General features: G+C 70.6%; 17 protein-coding genes. 7 read left to right on the forward strand and 10 right to left on the reverse strand.

Annotation, left to right across the window (positions count from 1 at the left end; genetic code table 11):
- Positions 1 to 5 precede the first annotated feature (5 nt).
- Positions 6 to 1,967 carry a SufS family cysteine desulfurase gene (sufS, locus tag INQ48_14465; GenBank protein ID QRF60731.1) on the forward strand — a complete coding sequence of 654 codons (1,962 nt, stop codon included), beginning with the start codon at positions 6 to 8 and terminating at the stop codon, positions 1,965 to 1,967.
- Here sufS and INQ48_14470 read toward each other — a convergent pair.
- Complete coding sequence (locus INQ48_14470) at positions 1,964 to 2,959, reverse strand: dienelactone hydrolase (GenBank protein ID QRF60340.1); 996 nt, start codon at positions 2,957 to 2,959, stop codon at positions 1,964 to 1,966. The genes sufS and INQ48_14470 overlap by 4 nt on opposite strands.
- Positions 2,956 to 3,834 carry a GyrI-like domain-containing protein gene (locus INQ48_14475; GenBank protein ID QRF60341.1) on the reverse strand — a complete coding sequence of 293 codons (879 nt, stop codon included), beginning with the start codon at positions 3,832 to 3,834 and terminating at the stop codon, positions 2,956 to 2,958. Before INQ48_14475 ends, INQ48_14470 begins: the two co-directional genes overlap by 4 nt.
- 106 nt (positions 3,835 to 3,940) lie before the next feature.
- On the opposite strand from INQ48_14475, the gene INQ48_14480 reads away from it, so the two are divergent.
- On the forward strand, positions 3,941 to 5,299 hold the full coding sequence (locus tag INQ48_14480) for a tryptophan 7-halogenase (GenBank protein ID QRF60342.1): 1,359 nt from the start codon (positions 3,941 to 3,943) through the stop codon (positions 5,297 to 5,299).
- Between the two features lie 23 nt (positions 5,300 to 5,322).
- Here the strand turns inward: INQ48_14480 and yjjJ are convergent, their stop codons facing one another.
- The 4 genes from yjjJ to INQ48_14500 form a co-directional block, all read right to left on the reverse strand.
- The gene (yjjJ, locus tag INQ48_14485; GenBank protein QRF60343.1) at positions 5,323 to 6,642 is read right to left on the reverse strand and encodes a type II toxin-antitoxin system HipA family toxin YjjJ; all 1,320 of its coding nucleotides are present in this window, start codon (positions 6,640 to 6,642) and stop codon (positions 5,323 to 5,325) included.
- 117 nt (positions 6,643 to 6,759) lie between these two features.
- Entirely contained in the window at positions 6,760 to 7,701 is a 942-nt protein-coding gene (locus INQ48_14490; protein ID QRF60344.1) for a ketopantoate reductase family protein, read from the reverse strand.
- Between the two features lie 64 nt (positions 7,702 to 7,765).
- The gene (solA, locus tag INQ48_14495) at positions 7,766 to 8,980 is read right to left on the reverse strand and encodes an N-methyl-L-tryptophan oxidase (protein QRF60345.1); all 1,215 of its coding nucleotides are present in this window, start codon (positions 8,978 to 8,980) and stop codon (positions 7,766 to 7,768) included.
- 13 nt (positions 8,981 to 8,993) lie between these two features.
- Positions 8,994 to 9,977 carry an aliphatic sulfonate ABC transporter substrate-binding protein gene (locus tag INQ48_14500; GenBank protein ID QRF60346.1) on the reverse strand — a complete coding sequence of 328 codons (984 nt, stop codon included), beginning with the start codon at positions 9,975 to 9,977 and terminating at the stop codon, positions 8,994 to 8,996.
- A gap of 197 nt (positions 9,978 to 10,174) precedes the next feature.
- Here INQ48_14500 and INQ48_14505 point away from each other — a divergent pair, with 197 nt between their 5' ends.
- From INQ48_14505 to INQ48_14520, 4 genes are read left to right on the forward strand one after another with little or no spacing between them, the layout of a single operon-like run.
- Positions 10,175 to 11,008 (forward strand): ABC transporter substrate-binding protein, encoded by an 834-nt coding sequence (locus tag INQ48_14505; GenBank protein ID QRF60347.1) that lies wholly within the window; start codon positions 10,175 to 10,177, stop codon positions 11,006 to 11,008.
- 25 nt (positions 11,009 to 11,033) lie between these two features.
- Entirely contained in the window at positions 11,034 to 11,723 is a 690-nt protein-coding gene (locus tag INQ48_14510) for an amino acid ABC transporter permease (GenBank protein ID QRF60732.1), read from the forward strand.
- Positions 11,720 to 12,451, forward strand: a complete 732-nt coding sequence (locus INQ48_14515; GenBank protein QRF60348.1) for an amino acid ABC transporter permease — start codon at positions 11,720 to 11,722, stop codon at positions 12,449 to 12,451. Before INQ48_14510 ends, INQ48_14515 begins: the two co-directional genes overlap by 4 nt.
- Before the next feature lie 56 nt (positions 12,452 to 12,507).
- Positions 12,508 to 13,065 carry an NAD(P)H-dependent oxidoreductase gene (locus INQ48_14520; protein ID QRF60349.1) on the forward strand — a complete coding sequence of 186 codons (558 nt, stop codon included), beginning with the start codon at positions 12,508 to 12,510 and terminating at the stop codon, positions 13,063 to 13,065.
- 19 nt (positions 13,066 to 13,084) lie between these two features.
- Here the strand turns inward: INQ48_14520 and INQ48_14525 are convergent, their stop codons facing one another.
- The 3 genes from INQ48_14525 to INQ48_14535 are packed head-to-tail and all read right to left on the reverse strand — an operon-like array spanning position 13,085 to position 16,234.
- On the reverse strand, positions 13,085 to 14,071 hold the full coding sequence (locus INQ48_14525; GenBank protein ID QRF60350.1) for a hypothetical protein: 987 nt from the start codon (positions 14,069 to 14,071) through the stop codon (positions 13,085 to 13,087).
- 22 nt (positions 14,072 to 14,093) lie between these two features.
- Positions 14,094 to 14,831, reverse strand: coding sequence for a hypothetical protein (locus INQ48_14530; GenBank protein ID QRF60351.1), 738 nt, complete (start codon positions 14,829 to 14,831; stop codon positions 14,094 to 14,096).
- Positions 14,828 to 16,234 (reverse strand): hypothetical protein, encoded by a 1,407-nt coding sequence (locus INQ48_14535; protein QRF60352.1) that lies wholly within the window; start codon positions 16,232 to 16,234, stop codon positions 14,828 to 14,830. Before INQ48_14535 ends, INQ48_14530 begins: the two co-directional genes overlap by 4 nt.
- A gap of 262 nt (positions 16,235 to 16,496) precedes the next feature.
- Here INQ48_14535 and INQ48_14540 point away from each other — a divergent pair, with 262 nt between their 5' ends.
- On the forward strand, positions 16,497 to 17,222 hold the full coding sequence (locus INQ48_14540; GenBank protein QRF60353.1) for a hypothetical protein: 726 nt from the start codon (positions 16,497 to 16,499) through the stop codon (positions 17,220 to 17,222).
- A gap of 92 nt (positions 17,223 to 17,314) precedes the next feature.
- On the opposite strand, the gene INQ48_14545 is transcribed toward INQ48_14540, so the two are convergent.
- A complete protein-coding gene (locus INQ48_14545) occupies positions 17,315 to 17,962 on the reverse strand; it encodes an FMN-dependent NADH-azoreductase (protein QRF60354.1) in 648 nt (215 codons plus the stop codon).
- Positions 17,963 to 18,056: the final 94 nt, after the last annotated feature.

Consider the following 18,056-nt stretch of genomic DNA (forward strand, 5'->3'; position numbering starts at 1 on the left):
CCCCACTGACTCCAGGCGGCCTGCCTTCGGTGCCGTCGTCCGCCGAGGCGCCGTTCGATCCGGCGCTGCTGGCGCGCATGGCGAGCGCGATGTTCGCCGCGCTGCCGGGCACGCCGCCGACTTCACTACCGGGGGCTGCCAGCGGGCTGGTGCCGGGCGCGCAGTTCCCCGCCAACATCGCGCCGCCGGGTTCGCCGCTCGTGAGCCCGGCCGGCTTCGGCCCCAGCGTGCCGGGCACGCCGATCCCGCAGGGGCAGGTGCCGGGCACCAACCTGCTGCCGGCCTCGCCCACGCAACTGCCTTCGCTCGCCAACCGCGCGCCCGCGCTGCTGCCGCATGCGGTGGCCGGCAACGGCGTGCCCGACACGGTGCTGTCGGTGGCGCCGGCCTTCGAGCCACGCTCGGGCGGCCACGTGCTCGGCGTGCCGCCGGTGCAGCCCTCGCAGGCCGCGTCGAGCGCCGCCTCGCCGTACTACTTCCTCGGCGGCAGCCATGGCCAGCCGGCCGGTGCCGGCGGCTTCGCGGTGCACGATCCCTTCGCCGACCTCGCGGCGCTGGCCGTGTCGCGCGAGCCCGCCGCGCCGCCGTCGGCACCGCCCGTGCCCTCGGCACTGGGCAATGGCCGCGACGCGCAGTTCTACTTCGTCGACGCGGTGCGGCTGCCCAGCGGCTTCGTCACGCCGGCCAAGGCCGATCCGCGCGGGCCCGAGGCGGTGCCGCTGGCCGGCAGCGGCCAGCATCCGCCGTTCGACGTCAACGCCGTGCGGCGCGACTTCCCGATCCTGCAGGAGCGCGTGAACGGCAGGCAGCTCGTGTGGTTCGACAACGCGGCCACCACGCACAAGCCGCAGTCGGTGATCGACCGCATCGCCTATTTCTACGAACACGAGAACTCGAACATCCACCGCGCGGCGCATGAGCTGGCCGCGCGCGCCACCGACGCCTACGAAGGCGCGCGGGAGCGCGTGCGCCGGTTCATCAACGCGCCCGAGGTGGAGGAAGTGATCTTCGTGCGCGGCACCACCGAGGCCATCAACCTGGTGGCCAAGAGCTGGGGCGGCCAGCACGTTGGCGAGGGCGACGAGATCATCGTCTCGAACCTCGAGCACCACGCCAACATCGTGCCGTGGCAGCAGCTCGCCGCCGCCACGGGTGCGAAGCTGCGCGTGATCCCGGTCGACGACTCGGGCCAGGTGCTGCTCGACGAGTACCGAAAGCTGCTCAACGATCGCACAAAGATCGTCGCCGTCACCCAGGTGTCGAACGCGCTCGGCACCGTGGTGCCGGTGAAGGAGATCGTCGAGCTGGCGCACCGCGCGGGTGCGAAGGCGCTGGTCGATGGCGCGCAGTCGGTCTCGCACATGCGCGTGGACGTGCAGGACATCGGCGCCGACTTCTTCGTGTTCTCGGGCCACAAGGTGTTCGGGCCTACCGGCATCGGCGTGGTGTGGGGCAAGCGCGAGGTGCTCGAGGACATGCCGCCGTGGCAGGGCGGCGGCAACATGATCGCCGACGTGACCTTCGAGAAGACCGTGTTCCAGCCGATCCCGAACAAGTTCGAGGCCGGCACCGGCAACATCGCCGACGCGGTGGGCCTGGGCGCGGCGATCGACTACGTCAACAAGGTCGGCATCGAGAACATCGCGCGCTACGAACACGACCTGCTGGTCTACGGCATGGCGCAGCTCGGCGCGATTCCCGGTGTGCGGCTGATCGGCACCGCGGCCGACAAGGCCAGCGTGATGTCCTTCGTGCTCGACGGCTATAGCACCGAGGAGGTGGGCCATGCGCTCAACGAGGAGGGCATCGCGGTGCGCACCGGCCACCATTGCGCGCAGCCGATCCTGCGTCGCTTCGGCGTCGAGACCACGGTGCGGCCCTCGCTGGCCTTCTACAACACCTTCGACGAGATCGACCGGCTCGTGGCGGTTGTGAGAAGGCTCGCGGGCCAGCGGCGCGCGGGCTAGTTCGACGACCCGAGGTGCTGCCTGAAGAAGGCCAGCACCTCGGCGTTGAAGGCCGCATGAAAAGCCGCGCGGTCGAAGCCCGCGCCGTCGCGGCAGATCTCCGGACTCGCCGCGAGCTGCGCGGCGGAGCAGGGCGCGAGAAAGCCGAAGTGGCCGGCCTTGTCGGCCACGTGCCAGTCCGGTGCCGTCGGCAGGTTGCGCCGCGCGGCCGCCACGCTGTCGGGCGTGACGCCATCGCCGCCATGGGCCGAGGCCCAGAGCTGCACCGGCACCTTCACCCGTTTCAGGCCCTCGGCATCGAACAGCGTGCTGAGCGGATCGGCGATCACCGCGGCCTTGATGCGTTCGTCGTGCGCCAGCGGTGCCGCGAGCAGCGCGCGAAAGCGCTGCCGCATGGCCGTGCAGGCCGAGCCCTGCGGCGCCGCGGTACAGGGCGAACCGGGCAGCGGCGGCAGCTTCTCGAAATCGGGCCGCGCGCCGATCAGCACCAAGCCCGTGTAGCCGCCGCGCGAGAAGCCGTAGAAGCCGACCTTGTCGGCCGCGAGCGTCGCATGCGCGGGCCAGCGCGCGACCATGTGGTCGACCAGGCGGCGGATGTCGGTGGTGCGCGTTGCGAGCGCCACGATGCTGTCCTCGGGGCCGCCACGGATGCGGAAGTTGTCGTCCGAGTGGTTGATCGCGGCGACCACGAAGCCCGCGTTCGCGAGCGCTTCGGCCGTGTCGTGATGGCCGAGGAAGGAGCCGCCGTAGCCGTGCGACAGCACCACCAGCGGCAGCCGGTCGCCCGCGATCGGGCAGTCGCGCACGCCGGGCAGCGTGTTGCGCTCGAGCTGGATCTGGCCGTCGGGCGCGGCGCAGGGCGTCCACACCGCGCCGCGCAGCGCCGGGCCGTCGGCATCGGCCGGTATCTCGAGGGTGCTGAAACCGGCGGCCTGGGCGCAGGCCACCCCCAGGCCGAGCGCGAGGGGAAGAAGGAAGCGAAGAAGGTTCATGGCGGGGATGAAGGCCGGGGTCGGCCGGCGGGACGGATCGGAATCAGCAGGTCGGTGCGCAGCGCGGCCTGCGCGACCTGGCGCGGCGAGTTCAGGTAGTGCTCGAGCGTGGGCCGGTCGTCGGGCTCGTAGCCGCTGCCGGGCAGCCAGCGTGCGTAGAGCGCGTAGACGGCGGCGTTGATGCGCGCATAGGGGCCCGCGAGGGTGTGGACCGCATAGAGGCCGCCCGGCATGTCGAAGGCCTCGATCTCCGCGTCGTCGGCCGGCCAGGGATCGGGCGAGGCCGCCGCCACGTAGTAGCGGAAATCCGGCCGTGCATCGGGATTGCCGCAGGAGATGCCGAACCAGCCCGACACCCGGCGCGGGCCCAGCCGGGCGCGCAGCCGCCGGTGCGTGTGCGGGATGGTGGAGGCCGGCCCGTGGTGGCGCAGCGCATGCACCGGCTGCGCCGGGCGCTCGACGATCCGCACGGCGGGCGGCGCCTCGTCGCTCCGGTCCCGCGCCGCGGGCATCGCATCGAGCACCACCGCGTGCATCTGCTGCTGGAATTCGCGCGGCGACTGCCCGGTGAACTGCCCGAAGGCGCGCGTGAAGGCCTGCGGGCTCTGGTAGCCCACGGCCAGCGCCACGTCCGTGACGCTCTGGCCGCCGCGCGCCAGCAGCCGCGTGGCCATGGCGAGGCGCACGCGCCGCACCGTGGCCGCCACGGTCTCGCCCGCGACGCTCTGGTAGATGCGGTGGAAGTGGAAGGGCGAGAAATGCGCGAGCGCCGCCAGGTCCTCGAGCCGGTGGTCGGCCATCGGGTCGGCCACGATGGCGGCGACGGCGCGCGCCACGCGTTCGCGGTAGTCGTGTTCGGCACGGGGCGCGGTCATGCCCCGCAGTGTGCCGCCGGGCGGCCGCCGCCGCTTAGCCGACTTTGCGGAGTCCGCGACGCACAGGCTATGCTTTGCGGTCGTCGACAACGCAGCCGCCCCTCGCATGTCCCAGTCTCCCGCCTCCGCTTCCGCCTCCCCGGCCACCGATGAATCCTGCGACGTGCTCGTCGTGGGCGGCGGTCCCGCCGGTTCCACCATCGCCGCGCTGCTGGCCAGGCAAGGCCGCAAGGTGGTGCTGCTCGAGAAGGAGCACCACCCGCGCTTCCACATCGGCGAATCGCTGCTGCCGGGCAACGTCGAGCTGTTCGACAAGCTCGGCGTGCGCGACCAGGTCGAGAAGATCGGCATGCCGAAGTTCGGCATCGAGTTCGTCTCGCCCGACCACGAGCACCGCAGCTACGTCGATTTCGCCGAGGGCTGGGACAAGTCGCTGGACTCGGCCTGGCAGGTGCGCCGCTCCGACCTCGACGAGATCCTGTTCCGCAACGCGGCGGCGCGCGGCGCCGAGGCGCTCGAGGGCTGCAAGGTGCGCGACGTGCGCTTCGACGCCGACGGCGCCACGGTGCGCGCCCAGATGGACGACGGCGAGCGCCGCAGCTGGCGCGCGCGCTTCGTGGTCGATGCGACCGGCCGCGACACCCTGCTGGCCAACCAGTTCCGCTGCAAGCAGAAGAACCCCGAGCACAACAGCACCGCGCTGTTCGGCCATTTCCGCAACGCCAAGCGGCTCGAGGGCCGCAAGGAAGGCAACATCAGCATCTGCTGGTTTCCGCACGGCTGGTTCTGGTTCATCCCGCTGGCCGACGGCACCACCAGCGTGGGCGCGGTCTGCTGGCCCTACTACCTGAAGTCGCGCGAGAAGCCGCTCAAGGACTTCTTCTACGACACCATCGCGCTGTGCCCGGTGCTGGTCGAGCGGCTGAAGGACGCCGAGCTGGTCGACGACGCGGTGCATGCCACCGGCAACTTCTCGTACTCGAGCACCCACGCCACCGGCGACCGCTACCTGATGCTCGGCGACGCCTTCACCTTCATCGACCCGATGTTCTCCTCGGGCGTCTACCTCGCGATGCACAGCGCCTTCGACGGCGCCGAGGCCGTGGCCAAGGCGCTCGACCGCCCGATGGAGTACGCGGGCGCGCGCGCCGACTTCGAGGCCATGATGCGCAAGGGCCCGCGCGAGTACTCGTGGTTCATCTACCGCGTGACCAACCCGACGATCCGCGAGATGTTCATGTACCCGGGCAACCCCTTCCGCGTGAAGGAGGGCCTGATGTCGCTGCTGGCCGGCGACATCTACCGCGGCACGCCGTTCTGGGGCGCGCTGCGCATGTTCAAGGCGCTGTACTACTTCATCTCGGCGATGCACCCGCGCCGCACCTGGGCCGGATGGAAGCGGCACCGCGACAACATCCGGGACATGGGGGCGTTGAAGGGGGAGACGATCCTCAAGTCCGATTGAGCCTGCGCGCCGCGGCGGCGGCTTCAGCCGGGGTCGGCGAGCCGTGCGTTCTCGCGCGCGGTGGCGCGGAAGCCGGCCGTGATGCGCGTGTCGGCCGCGGCGGCGCGCCAGAACAGCGTGGCGAGTTCGCGCGCGCGCGGCCATTCCTCGAGGGTGTCGACCGTGGGCGCGAGGCTTTCGGCCGCGAGTTCGCGCGGCGGCAGTTCGCCGTTGACCGGGGCATAGAGCGTCGGCAGCACGTCGTAGGCGGGCGCCAGCCGCCAGCGGCCATCCTCGATCAGCAGCGAGATGTTGCCGTAGTGCCGGTCGGTGTTGCCGATCAGACGGCCGAAGGCTTCGAGGAAGCGCAGGCGCCGGGCATCGTCCGCCGTCAGCAGTCCGCGCGAGGCCATGCGGTTGGCGGTGGCGGCCCAGTTGTCGATCCTGCCGACGTGCTGCGCGTCGTAGGCCATCAGCGACACCATGCCGATGCGGCCATGCGCGGTGCGGTCGAAGCGCTCGACCTCGAGGAAGACGCGGCCCGCCTCGAGAAAGACCCGGGTGGCGGCGGCCGCGACACCGGCTTCCTGCAGCGTGCGCAGCGCGATGTGCTCGCACACCAGCAGGTCGCGTGCGCGCCGCTCGGCGGCCGAGCTGCCCGAGGGGGAGAACTTGACGATCACCTGCCGGCCTTCGCGCACCGTGCAGAACTTGGGCTGCTCGCCGCCGGCCGACGAGCCCGGCAGGCTGCCCTGCATCGCGCGGTCGGCCATCGCGGGGTAGTCGGCGGTCGTCACCAGCGGGGCCGGGCGCGCCGCGATCGCCTGGAAACGCTGGAAGGAGCCGGCGCCGACCACGAGGTTGCCCGGCAGGTCCTCGCCATTGAGCGCCAAGGCTTGGAGCACGTCGTCGTCGGTCCAGTGCTCGGGGTTGGCGGGCAGGCCGAGTTCGGGGTGTCCCTGTGCGAAGGCACGGCCGATGAAGCCTTGCGGCCGCATGTCGGCAATGAACCAGGGCAGGCCGTCGTGCAGGGCGCTGAGGCCCTCGCGTTCGTCCATCCAGCATCGGCCGCCATGCAGCGGCACGAGGCGGCCGAAGGGCGCGGCCTTGCCTTGCGCATCGATCCTGACGACCGGAACCTCGGTGCCCACGCGCTCGACGGATCGCGGCGCCACGTAGGTCTGCGAGCGCGCGGCGCCGACCTTGAGGAGCTCGGCGCCGCGCACCAGCGGCGCCAGCGCGCGCGAGGCCGTGGGCTGGCTGACGCCGAGCCGCGCCTGGACCTCGGCGCTGGTGGCCGCGCCCTGCGCCCGGATGAAGGCGAGGGCGGTTTCAGCCGGGGTGGCAGCGGAAGAGGCTGGCATTGAATACCAATGTGAATAGATAAATTATTCTATTCTTCATTGGGAAAATGCCGAAATTGAATGCATTGGTGAATAGATACTCGGAGCAGACGGGCCGGCGGTGCCCGGCCATCCGCCTCAGTTCGCCGCCGCCTGCGCGCGGGCGCGCTGCACCTCGTAGGCCTTGAGATGCACATAGGCGACGCGCAGCACCGAGGGCACGGCGGGCGCGGGCTGCGGTGCGCGGCTCAGCAGGTCGCCGAGGATGTGGTCGGCCTCGACGGCACCGCCGCGCGCGAGGTCCTTGTACATCGAGGCGGTGATCGGCGAGCCGGCCGCGGTCATGAAGGCATGGCCGCGCTCGACGGCGCCGGGGCGCACCGTGAAGCCGTTGTGCGCGGCGATGGCGGCGCATTCGTCGAACAGGGCCAGCGCCACGTCCTGGCCGCCCGCGGCGGCCACGTCGCCGATGGAGCCGCGCATCAGGCTGGTGAGGCCGGCGATCGAGGCGATGAAGACCCACTTCTCCCACATGTCCTGCAGCACGCTGTCGCTGGCCTTGGCCTCGAAGCCCGCGCCCTCGAACTGCCGCTGGATCGCCTGGATGCGCGGCGGGATGCCGCCCGCGCGGTCGCCGTAGGTGAGGCCGTGCGAGTCGTTGAGGTGCAGCACGCGGCCCTCGTCGTCGAGCGTGGCGGAGATCAGGCACAGGCCGCCGAGCACGCGGTCCTCGCCGAAGCGCTCGACCAGGGCGTCGATGTGCTGCATGCCGTTGAGCAGCGGCAGGATCAGGGTCTCGGGGCCGACGGCGGGCGCGAACGAATCCATGGTCGAGGCCAGGTCGTAGGCCTTGCTGCCGACCACGACCACGTCGTAGGGGCCGCCGATGTTCTCGGCCGACACGTGGGGCGGCGAGGGGATGTGCAGGTTGCCCTGCGGGCTCTGGATCACGAGGCCGGTGGCCGCGATCTGCGCCGCGCGTCGCGCGCGCAGCAGGAAAGTGACGTCGCGTCCCGCCGCCAGCAGGCGGCCACCGAAATAACCACCGAGTGCGCCGGCACCCACCACCAGAAATCTCATCGCGCTTGCTCCTGAATCAGACGAAGAACCGGCGGCGATGATGCCGAAGATCGCGCGAGGCTGCTCACGCAGCGGGCTTCTCCAGCAGGCGCTGGCGGGCAAAGGGCGAGAGGTCGAGCGTGCTCGCGCGCCCCAGCACATGATCGGCGATGGCGTCGCCGAGACCGGCCGAGTGCTTGAAGCCATGGCCTGAGCAGGCCGAGACCACCAGCACGCCGGGCACGCCGTCGAGCGCGTCGATGACGAAGCGGCGGTCGGGCGTCACGGTGTACATGCAGGCACGGGCCTTGAGGGCGCGGCCCTCGATCCGGGGAAAGCGCCCGGCCACGCGCTCGCGGAACATCGCGGCGCTCTCCTCGGGCCGCACGCTGCGGTCGATGTCGTCGGGCGTGGTGGCTTCCACGTACTGCTCGGTCGCGACCTTGAGCGCGGGCTGCGCGGGGTCGGAGGACGGAAAGCCGTACATGTAGTCCTCGGGGCCGTCGCCGAACATCCAGATGAAGACCGGGAAGCGGCCGGGCGCGAAGTCGGCGGCGGCCGCGCCGGTGTCGAACCAGTGCATGACCTGGCGGTGCACCGAGAAGTCGCGCTGCCAGTCGGCGCGCGCCTGCCGGCCCAGGAACTCGGGCAGCCAGGCACCGGCCGCGACCACGACGCGCCCGGCCTCGAAGCTCGCGCTGTCGGTGCGCACGCGCACGGTGTCGCCGTTGCCCACGGGTTCGACGGCCAGCACCTTCTCTCCGGTGCGGATCTGCGCGCCCGCGGCGCGCGCCACCGCGAGCTGGGCCTCGATCGCCGCCTCGGGCCGCACGAAGCCGGCCTCGCGCTCGTGGTAGCCGATCTCGTCGCCCTGCAGCTGGAACTGCGGGAAGCGCGCGCGGATGCCGGCCGCGTCGAGCACCTCGTGCGCGATGCCGAAGCGCTCGGCGCAGGCGATGGTGCGGCGCACGAAGTCGGGCTTGCCGTGGTGCTCGGCCACGCGGCCCTGCGGTGCCAGCACCAGGCCGCCGGTGGTGGTCATCAGCGAACGGCCGGTGCGCGCTTCCAGGTCGCGCCAGATCGCGTGCGAGCGCTGCACGAAGGGCACGCACTCGTCGCCTTCGCCGATCGCGAGCCGCGTGATGCGCGAATCGCCGTGCGAGGAACCGAGCTCGTGCGGCGGCGCGAACTGGTCGATGCCGAGCACACGCGCGCCGCGTTGCGAGAGCTGGTGCAGCGTGGCGGCGCCGAGCGCGCCGAGACCGATGACGATGACGTCGTGGTGGGAGCTGGAAGTCAAGAGGGCAGCGGTGTCAGACGAGGTTCAGGTCCAGGAAGGCGTCCTTCACCTCGATCGGTTTGGGAATGAGCTTGAGCTGCGCGAACACGTCGGCCAGGCCCTGCTGTTCGCGTGCGATGGCCGGCGTGAGCGCGACCACGCCATATTGACGCCGTTCGGTCGCCAGCGCCAGCACCTTGGGCTCGACCTTGAGCTGCGGTGCCAGCGTGGCCACCACCTCGGCCGGATGGGCCTGGGCCCAGTCGTTGGTCTTGCGCAGCTCGGCGAACACGGTGCGCAGCAGATCGGCATTGGCGCGCGCGAACTCGGGTTGCGCGAAGTGGTAGGTGCGGTTGCCGCTGAGGCCGGTGCCGTCGAACAGCAGGCGCGATTCGGTGGCCTGCTGCGCGCCGGCCAGGAACGGGTCCCACAGGCCGATGGCCGCCACGCTGCCCGACTGGTAGGCCGCCACCGTGTCGGAGGCGGTGACGATGTAGACCGGCTCGATGTCCTCGTAGCGCAGGCCGGCGGCCTCGAGCGCGCGGATCAGCACGTACTGCGTGTTGTAGCCGCGGCCCGTGACCACCTTCTTGCCCTTGAGGTCGCGCACGGAGCGGATCGGCGAATCGCGCGGCACCAGGAAGCCGACGCCGCCGGGGTAGGGGCTCTCGGCCGCGAGGTAGACCAGGCCCTTGCCGCTGGCCTGCTGGAACACGCCGATGCCGTCGGAGGCATGGCCGAAGTCGATGGCGCCGGCGGCCAGCGCCTCCGACAGCTGTGCACCGCCGAGGAACTCGGCCCATTCCACCTTCACGCCCGCGCTCGCGAGCGCCTGCTCGAGCCGGCCCGTGCCCTTGAGGATGTTGAGCGTGTTGAACTTCTGGTAGCCGATGCGCAGGGTCTTGGCGCGGGTCTGCGCGAACAGCGGCGTGGCGGCCGCGGCGATGGCGGCACCGGCGCCGGCGCGAAGCACGAGGCGCCGCGAGAGCGCGGAGGAGGACAAACGGGGAGTGTTCATGGCGATGCCGCGCGCGGCGCGGTGGGAGAAGTGAGCGTGGAGGCCGGCGACTCTAGGGGCCGCGCGCGCATCGCGCGACGAAGCTTTTCGCATGAGCTCATGCGCAACTCCGCGGGGCATATGCAAGCGGAAATTGCTTCGTTGGACGCGGCGCGCGCGCTGCCTAGAGTCGCGGCTTTTCATTCCGAAGAGCAGGCATGACCCGCAGCACATTCATTCTCTCGAGCCTGGCACTGGCCATCGGCTCCTTCACCCTGGCCGGCGCCGCCTGGGCCGACCGGCTCGATGATGTCAAGAAGGCCGGCGTCCTGCGCGTGGCCGCCTTCGACGGCAATCCGCCGTTCGGCTACATCGACCCGGCCAGCAAGAAGCAGGTGGGCCACGACATCGACCTCGCGACCGAGTTCGCGAAAAGCCTGGGCGTGAAGATCGAGCTGGTGCCGACCAACCCCGCCAACCGCATCCCGCTGCTGACCTCGGGGAAGGCCGACGTGGTGTTCGCGAGCTTCACCATCACCGACGAGCGCGCCAAGGCGGTGGACTTCACCACGCCGTACTTCCTGGTCGGTCAGCAATTCCTTGCGAAGAAGGGCCTGCTGAAGGACGTGGCGCAGATCAACGAGATCCGCATCGGCACCGAGAAGGGCACGACGATGGAATCGAACCTGCGCAAGAACTACCCCGAGGCCAAGGTCGTGCTCTACGACGACTCGCCGTTCGCGCTGGCCGCGCTGCGCAACGGCAATGTGCAGGCCATCACCAACGACGGCGTGAAGCTCACCGCGCAGTGGAACGCGCTGCCCGACAAGGAGAAGTACGAGATCCCGGCGATCACGGTCTCGAAGGAGTACCTGGGCGCGGCCGTGCCCAAGGGCGAGACCCGGCTGCTCGAGGCGCTCAACACCTGGCTGGCCGAGAGCGAGAAGAACGGCCGCGCGCTGGCGATCTACGACACCTGGTTCGGCCCGAACAGCAAGGCGCCGCTGCCGCGCCTGCTGAAGATCGGCGACCAGCGCGTGGCCTCGCGCTGAAGGCGCCACGGCCTTGATCGATCTCCTGCGCGAGCAGCTGCTCGCGCCGCGCTACCTGGGCTGGCTGCTCGACGGCTGGCTGACGACGATGTGGAGTTCGCTGCTGGTGGTGGCCGGGGCCACGGTGCTGGGGGTGGTGGTCGCGGCCGGCCGTTCCTCGGACCGGCCCGCGCTGCGGCGCGCCACCGCGGCCTACGTTTCGCTGTTCCGCAACACGCCGCTGCTGGTGCAGCTCTTCTTCTGGTACTTCGGCGCGCCCTCGGTGTTGCCCGAGGCCGCGCGCGAATGGCTCTACGCGGGCCACGTGCTGTCCTTCGAGCTGCTGTCGGCGCTGGTCGGGCTCACGCTCTACGCGGCCGCCTACGTGGGCGAGGACATCCGCTCGGGCATCCGCGGCGTGCCCGTGGGCCAGACGCTGGCCGCGTCGGCACTGGGCTTCACGCGCGCCCAGGTACTGGCGCAGGTAGTGCTGCCGCAGGCGCTGCGCATCGCGCTGCCGCCGCTCCTGGGCCAGTACATGAACATCGTCAAGAACACCTCGCTCGCGATGGCGGTCGGGCTGGTCGAGCTGTCCTATGCCTCGCGGCAAGTCGAGGCCGAGACCTTCAAGACCTTCCAGGCCTTCGGCATCGCGACCTTGCTCTACATCGCGACCATCGGCGCGATCGAGCTGCTGGCGGCCTGGGCCGCGCGGCGGCAGGCGAGGGCGGCATGACGGTGTTCGAGACGCTGTGGGACAGCCTGCCGTACCTGCTGTGGGGCGCCTTTCCGCAGGGGCCGTTGGGCGGCGTCGCGCTCACGCTGCTGCTGAGCGCCGGCTCGGCCGTGGCCTCGGCGCTGCTGGGGCTGGCCGGGGGCATCGGGCTCGCCACGGCGCGCGGCGGCCTCAAGGCGCTGCTCGTGCTGGTGCTGGGCTTTCTGCGCGCGATCCCGGTGCTGATGCTGATCTTCTGGACCTACTTCCTGCTGCCCTTCGCCTTCGGCGTCAGCGTGCCGGGGGTGCTGTCGGTGATGTGCGCGCTGTCGCTGGTGGGCGGCGCCTACCTCGCGCATGCGGTGCACGCGGGCATCCGCGGCGTGGGAGCCGGGCAGTGGGCGGCGGGACTGTCGCTCGGGCTCACGCGCTGGGGCACCTTGCGCGTCATCGTGCTGCCGCAGGCGCTGCGCATGATGCTGCCCTCGTTCGTCAACCAGTGGGTCACGCTGGTGAAGGACAGCTCGCTGGCCTACATCGTCGGCGTGGGCGAACTGTCGTTCGTGGCCGCGCAGGTGAATGCGCGCACCATGGTCTATCCGGCCGAGATCTTCATGCTGGTGGGCGCGATCTACTGGCTGCTGTGCAGCGGGCTCGACCGGCTGGCGAATGCCTGGCTGCGGCGGGCGCGCACCGAGGGCGCCGAGGCCAAGAACTTTTCCGGAAAAGGTCTTGAACGCTTCGCATAATCGCCAGCGTCATTCGACACCCTCACTACGACTCTCTCATTCAAGGAGCTTCACCCATGGCCCAGACCCGGATCGCCGTCATCGTCGGCAGCCTGCGCAAGGACTCGTTCAACCAGAAACTGGCGCTCGCGCTGGCCAAGCTGGCGCCCGAGGACTTCACCTTCGAGCACGTGCGCATCGACGACCTGCCGCTGTACAACCAGGACGAGGACGGCAACCAGGCCGCGTCGGTCAAGCGCCTGAAGACCGAGATCGCGGCGGCCGACGGCCTGCTGTTCGTCACGCCCGAATACAACCGCTCGGTGCCCGGCGTGCTGAAGAACGCGATCGACCATGCCTCGCGCCCCTACGGCCAGAGCGCCTGGGCCGGCAAGCCGGCCGGCGTGGTCGGCATCTCGGTCGGCGCCATCGGCACCGCGCTGGCGCAGCAGCACCTGCGCAACGTGCTGGCCTACCTCGACGTGCCCACGCTCGGCGCGCCCGAGGTGTTCCTGCAGAACAAGGACGACCTGTTCGACGACAAGGGCCACATCGGCAACGAAGCCTCGAAGAAGTTCCTGCAGGGCTGGATGGACAAGTACGTGGGCTGGATCAAGAGCCACAAGGCGGCCTGAGCACGGTCCGCACGCGGGTTCAATAGAGGATCACCAGCACGGTCTCGCCGCCGAAGGCCTCGTCGCGGGCCACGGCGGCCGTGACCGGCCGGGTGGCGACCTTGCCCGCCTTGCCGTCCTTGTCGATCCTCGGCGGCAGGGGCGCGTTCAACTGCACGTAGCGCACCTGCGCCGGCGCGGCGGCGAACTCGGCCACCGCACGCAGCGAGGTCGCGCCGGGCGGCGGCGCCACCGCCTGCATCTGCTGGTTCACGCGCTGCGAGAGTTCCTGCAGCGCCTTGAGGTCGCCGCGTGCCGCCGCGGCCTGCAATTCCTGCTTGATCGAATCCATCGACTTCATCGCCGCCTCCTGCTGCTTGCGGCCGGGCACCTGCGAGCCGTCGAAGGTCTTCTGGCCCTTGGCCACCAGCTGCAGCACCTGTTCGGGCGACAGTCGCGTGGTGAAGACCGCGCGGCCTTCGCGCGCGTCGCTCGCGAACGGGCGCCAGCGCAGCGTGGCCGCATCCTTCGCGCCGACGGCGCTGGCCAGGCCCAGCCGCGTGGCATCGGGCTGCTCGTCGGGCACCAGCGCGCCGAAGCCGTTGCGCTGGCCGGCGCGCATCCACGGTCCCAGGCCCTTGCGGAAGCGGTCGTCCTGCACCTCGAGCATCTGGCGCGCGATCGCCCGCACGCCGGGCGAGGTGTGGTCGAGCGCGGCCAGCACCGCTTCGCGGTCCTCGGGCGAGCCGATCTTGCCGAGCCTGCGCAGGCCCATCTCGGCCAGCATGGGGAAGCGGGCGCGCGCGGCGCTGCGCAGTACTTCGCGGTCGATCTCGCCGCGCGACTGCAGCATCTGCAGTTCGCCGTAGAGCGCCAGTTCGAGTTCGGTGCGCAGGCCGGGGCAGGCGGCGTTCCAGCGGCCGTCGACGCACTGGGCCTCGAAGCGCGGCAGCACCTGCTCGGGCGGGATCTCGGTGCGCGGGCCGGCGATCAGCAGCGCAGCGCTCAGCAACAGGGCTTCGTTCATGGCGATGACTCCGGAGGGGGGCTCACTGCGTGGCGCGGCGCATCGCGCTGCCCTTGGCCTTCACGTTCTTCGTCAGCGTGACGATCTCCTCGGGCGTCGGCACCACCATGCTGTTGTCGGGCTTGCGCACGTTGGTCGAGCCGGCCCACTGGCATTTGCGCGCCAGCGCGGCGATGTGGTCGCGCAGCACGCGCACGCCGGCGTCGTAGGCCTTGGCGTCGCTCTGCACGAACCATTCGACCGACTCAACCGACTTGTCGCCGGCCTTGTAGGCGGCCGTGCAGGCCTTGATGTGCGTGTTCTCGTGCTCGATGGTGAATTCGGCCAGCGGTTTGCACAGCTTCTGCCGGATCTGCTGCTCGGTCACCGGTCGCGTGGTCGGCGACTGGCCCGGGCGCGGAACGTACTCCACCAGCTGGCAGCTGCCGCCGCTGATCACCGTGCCGAAGGAGGGCGCCGCCGCCCCGGCCGTGCCGGCGTCGCTGGCCGGCGGCGCGAGCACGCCGTACAGGTTGGCTTGCATGGCCGCGGTGAGCGCGCTGGTGGCCTGTGTCTGCATCGCATCGATGCTCAGGGGGTAGTAAGCCTGGGAGATCCAAGTCTGGAACTTGGCGCGCAGGAATTCCTGCTCGAGCATTTCGCGGTACAGCCGCGGCAGGTCCTGGCAGCGGTCGCAGTCGGGCGCGGCCTGGGCGGCGGCGCAGCCGAGCGCGAGCGCCAGCGCGGCCAGCGCGCGCGAGGGGCGTGGAAGCAGCTTCACGGTGAGGGGCTCCTGGAAGGGACGTTCGGGGACGGCGTCTCGTCGGCCGCCAGCGAGATCGCGAGCGCCAGCGCCTGGGTGCGCGGTGCGTCGGCGTCGAGCGCGAGGGCCATGTCGATGCTTCGGCGTGCCTCGGCATCGCGGCCCGCGGCGGATTCGGCCAGCGCGCGGTTGTGCCAGGCGCGGGCCGACTGCGGCGCGCGTTCGGTGGCCTCGCGCCAGAGCGCGGCCGGGTCGGCCCAGGTGGCGGCGCGCCAGGCGCAGGTGGCCGCGAGTGCCGCCAGCAGGACCAGGCCCGGAACTGCGCGACCGGGCCGGCGCAGCCAGGTCGCGAGCAGGGCCCCCAGCGCCAGTGCGGGACCGATCCACGCGGGGTACAGCGGCTTTTCCACGACCCAGTCGAGCCGCGCGATCAGCGTGTGGGTCGGCGCGAGGATGGCCAGCGGCCACAGCAGTCCGAGCGTCGCCAGCGGCCAGCGCCGGCGCAGCGCGAGCGCGGCGAGCAGCAGACCTACGAGCGCGAGCGCGCCAGGCAGCATCGCATCAGCGCTCGGCGCCGGATGCTCGACCGACAGCGCCCAGGGCCGCAGCCACAGCGCCAGTGACAGCGGCAGTGCGGCGGCATGCCGGGCCAGGGCCTCGAGCGGATCGGCCAGCGCGAGCGAGTAGCCGGCCAGTTCGCGCAGCCGGGGGCCGAAGGTCCAGAGCAGCGCGGCGCCGGCGAGCGCGGCGAATGCGGGCCCGGCCATGCGCCGCGCGATGCGGCCGGCCGTGGCGTCGGTTCGGGTGGACTCCCACACCATCAGCATCAGCGGATAGATCAGCGCCACTTCCTTGGCCGACACCGCGAGCGCGAAGGCGACGAGCGACAGCGCCACGAAGACGGCGCGGCGCGCGCGGTCAAGGCCCTCGCGCCACGCATGTTCATGGGCCAGCAGCGCCAGCACCAGCCCCAGCGTCATCAGCCCGGTGGAGCGCCCGCTCGCGAAGCTCACCACCGCCGCGTGCGCGGGCTGCAGCGCGAACAGGGCGGCGGCCAGGAAGGCGGCCAGCGGATCGGCCAGCCGGCCGAGGGCCAGCCGCCACACGGCGAGCACCGTGGCCGCGTGCAGCGCGAGGTTGGTCGCCAGGAAGCCGGTGCCGTCGAAGCCCCACAGCGCATGGTCGGCGACGTAGCTCAGCCGCAGCAGCGGCCGGAAGCCGTTGGCCAGCCGCTCGCGCAGGGCTTCGCCGCCGGCCGTGGCCGGATCGAGCACGATGTTGGGCAGGTCGTCGTACTGGAAGCCGCCGGCCAGACCCGCGGCCCAGGCGGCGAGACAGAGCGCGAGCAGCGCGACCGCAGCCATGCGCTCGGTCGCGGGAAGAAGAGGGATGCGGGAAGCCGGAAGGCGGGCTGCGGGCATGCGGCGATTCTGTCGAGCGCGCCATGCGCCAGCCATTGGCCGAAGCGTCTATGTCAGCCGGGGTGCTGGCAGTCGTCGAATGCGGGTCGGCTTCGTGCCGTTTTAGCAATCCGTCGAGAGGGAAGGGCTGCCCGCCAAAGAATTTGCACCAGTTTCTTTGCGCTTTTATGCAAACAGGGGTTTGTGCCGCCACTTTTATGCAGACATTTATGTTCCTGCGCGGTACGAAGAAGGTGGGAAGCCCAAGTGCGCGACGGTGCGCATGACCGCAGTGAGCCGCTCGGCGGTCGGGGTCGATGTGGAGATCGCGCTAAGAAAACCGGAAGCCGTTTTCGGGACCGAGCTGTTTCGTCGCAGCGCGGTGTGGATGACGCTCAAGGAGCGCCGGACAAGCTTACGGCGGGACCAGACCCGGAAGATTCGGTGCTTGCCGTTCATCCTGCCCGTTTCCGCGCTCATCACGGAAAGCACCAAGGAGCGGGCCGACTACGACCGCGCGCTCGAGGCCTTCTCGCGCCCGCTCATGCAGCGCTACGGCGAGGCCGTGTCGTTCGGCAACGAAGAGCGCCACGAAGCCGACGGGATCAGGTCGAACTTCAACTTCTCGGCCTACGACGATGCGATGCCGGCCTGGCGCTTCCTGGATCTCACCAGCCACGTGACCTACCTCGGCCATGTGCTGCGATTCACCATCGAACAGGAGATGCACCAGCAGGCCAGGTTCTTCCGCTCCAACGACCTGGCGCGCAAACTCGTCAAGGATGTGATCGAAGGGCCGGACACCGATATCGACGCCATCATCCGCAGCGCGCGCGAGAACGGCGGCGCACTGTCGGGCAAGCTCGCCAAGCGCTTCCCGATCCTCGAGAAGTCGGGGCGATGGGATCGCGTGATGGCGGCGATCAACACCGCATTCGCCGATGGGCTGGACGGCGAGGTCCGGGGCCGCGAGAGCGGCGGCGACGCGATCGACGAGCCTCGGATGTAGTCGGCAAGTCCGTCGCCCACGAAAAAGCCGGCACTTCGGCCGGCTCGTCGTTCGGAAGCGCCGCGAACGGCGCGCCGTCATCAGGCTGCGAATCAGGCCGCGAGGGCCGCGACGCTCTGGTTGGCGGCTTCGGCGGTCGCCGTGCCGATGTCGCCGCGGGCCGAGGCCAGCGCGGCGTTCTTGACCGCGTCGCCCATGCCGAGGCCTTCGGCGCGCACGAAGCGCACGTCGGTGATGCCGAAGAAACCGAAGATCACCTTCAGGTAGCTCTCCTGGTGCTCGGTGGCCTGGCCGCCTTCGGTGGTCGAGTAGATGCCGCCGCGGCTCGAGGCCACGATCACGGTCTTGCCGCCGGCGAGACCGACCGGGCCCTTGTCGGTGTACTTGAAGGTGCGGCCGGCCTGCGCGAGGCGGTCGATCCAGGCCTTGAGCTGGCTCGGGATGGTGAAGTTGTAGAGCGGGGCGCCCACGACCACCACGTCGGCGGCGAGGAACTGGCTCACCAGCTTCTCGGACAGCGTGTTCTCGCGCTGCTGGGCTTCGGTCGGCTGGGCCTGCACGCCGGTCTTGATGCCGAGCGCGTCGGCGCTGAAGTGGGAGGGGGTGTCGACCGCGAGGTCGAGGTACTCGACCGTGGTGTCGGGATGGGCGGCGCGCCAGGCGGCCACGGTTTCGGCCGTCAGCAGGCGCGAGGTGGAGTTGCCGCTGAGGATGCTGGAGTCGATGTGGAGCAGCTTCATGGTGTTGGTCGCTTTCTTTCTTTCGATGTCGGCGCTCAAAGGTGGCCGGCGTGGCCAGAATTCTATTTTTGGTGCGAGTGGGTGATAAGTAGGT

It is taken from the genome of Variovorax paradoxus (genome assembly GCA_016806145.1).
In the GTDB taxonomy this organism is placed as follows: domain Bacteria; phylum Pseudomonadota; class Gammaproteobacteria; order Burkholderiales; family Burkholderiaceae_C; genus Variovorax.

Bases quoted from the DNA above. Each gene is read 5' to 3' on its own strand.
- INQ48_14470 (QRF60340.1), bottom strand. From the start codon at position 2,959: ATGAACCTTCTTCGCTTCCTTCTTCCCCTCGCGCTCGGCCTGGGGGTG.
- INQ48_14475 (QRF60341.1), bottom strand. From the start codon at position 3,834: ATGACCGCGCCCCGTGCCGAACACGACTACCGCGAACGCGTGGCGCGC.
- INQ48_14480 (QRF60342.1), top strand. From the start codon at position 3,941: ATGTCCCAGTCTCCCGCCTCCGCTTCCGCCTCCCCGGCCACCGATGAA.
- yjjJ (QRF60343.1), bottom strand. From the start codon at position 6,642: ATGCCAGCCTCTTCCGCTGCCACCCCGGCTGAAACCGCCCTCGCCTTC.
- INQ48_14490 (QRF60344.1), bottom strand. From the start codon at position 7,701: ATGAGATTTCTGGTGGTGGGTGCCGGCGCACTCGGTGGTTATTTCGGT.
- INQ48_14500 (QRF60346.1), bottom strand. From the start codon at position 9,977: ATGAACACTCCCCGTTTGTCCTCCTCCGCGCTCTCGCGGCGCCTCGTG.
- INQ48_14505 (QRF60347.1), top strand. From the start codon at position 10,175: ATGACCCGCAGCACATTCATTCTCTCGAGCCTGGCACTGGCCATCGGC.
- INQ48_14515 (QRF60348.1), top strand. From the start codon at position 11,720: ATGACGGTGTTCGAGACGCTGTGGGACAGCCTGCCGTACCTGCTGTGG.
- INQ48_14520 (QRF60349.1), top strand. From the start codon at position 12,508: ATGGCCCAGACCCGGATCGCCGTCATCGTCGGCAGCCTGCGCAAGGAC.
- INQ48_14525 (QRF60350.1), bottom strand. From the start codon at position 14,071: ATGAACGAAGCCCTGTTGCTGAGCGCTGCGCTGCTGATCGCCGGCCCG.
- INQ48_14535 (QRF60352.1), bottom strand. From the start codon at position 16,234: ATGCCCGCAGCCCGCCTTCCGGCTTCCCGCATCCCTCTTCTTCCCGCG.
- INQ48_14540 (QRF60353.1), top strand. From the start codon at position 16,497: ATGACCGCAGTGAGCCGCTCGGCGGTCGGGGTCGATGTGGAGATCGCG.
- INQ48_14545 (QRF60354.1), bottom strand. From the start codon at position 17,962: ATGAAGCTGCTCCACATCGACTCCAGCATCCTCAGCGGCAACTCCACC.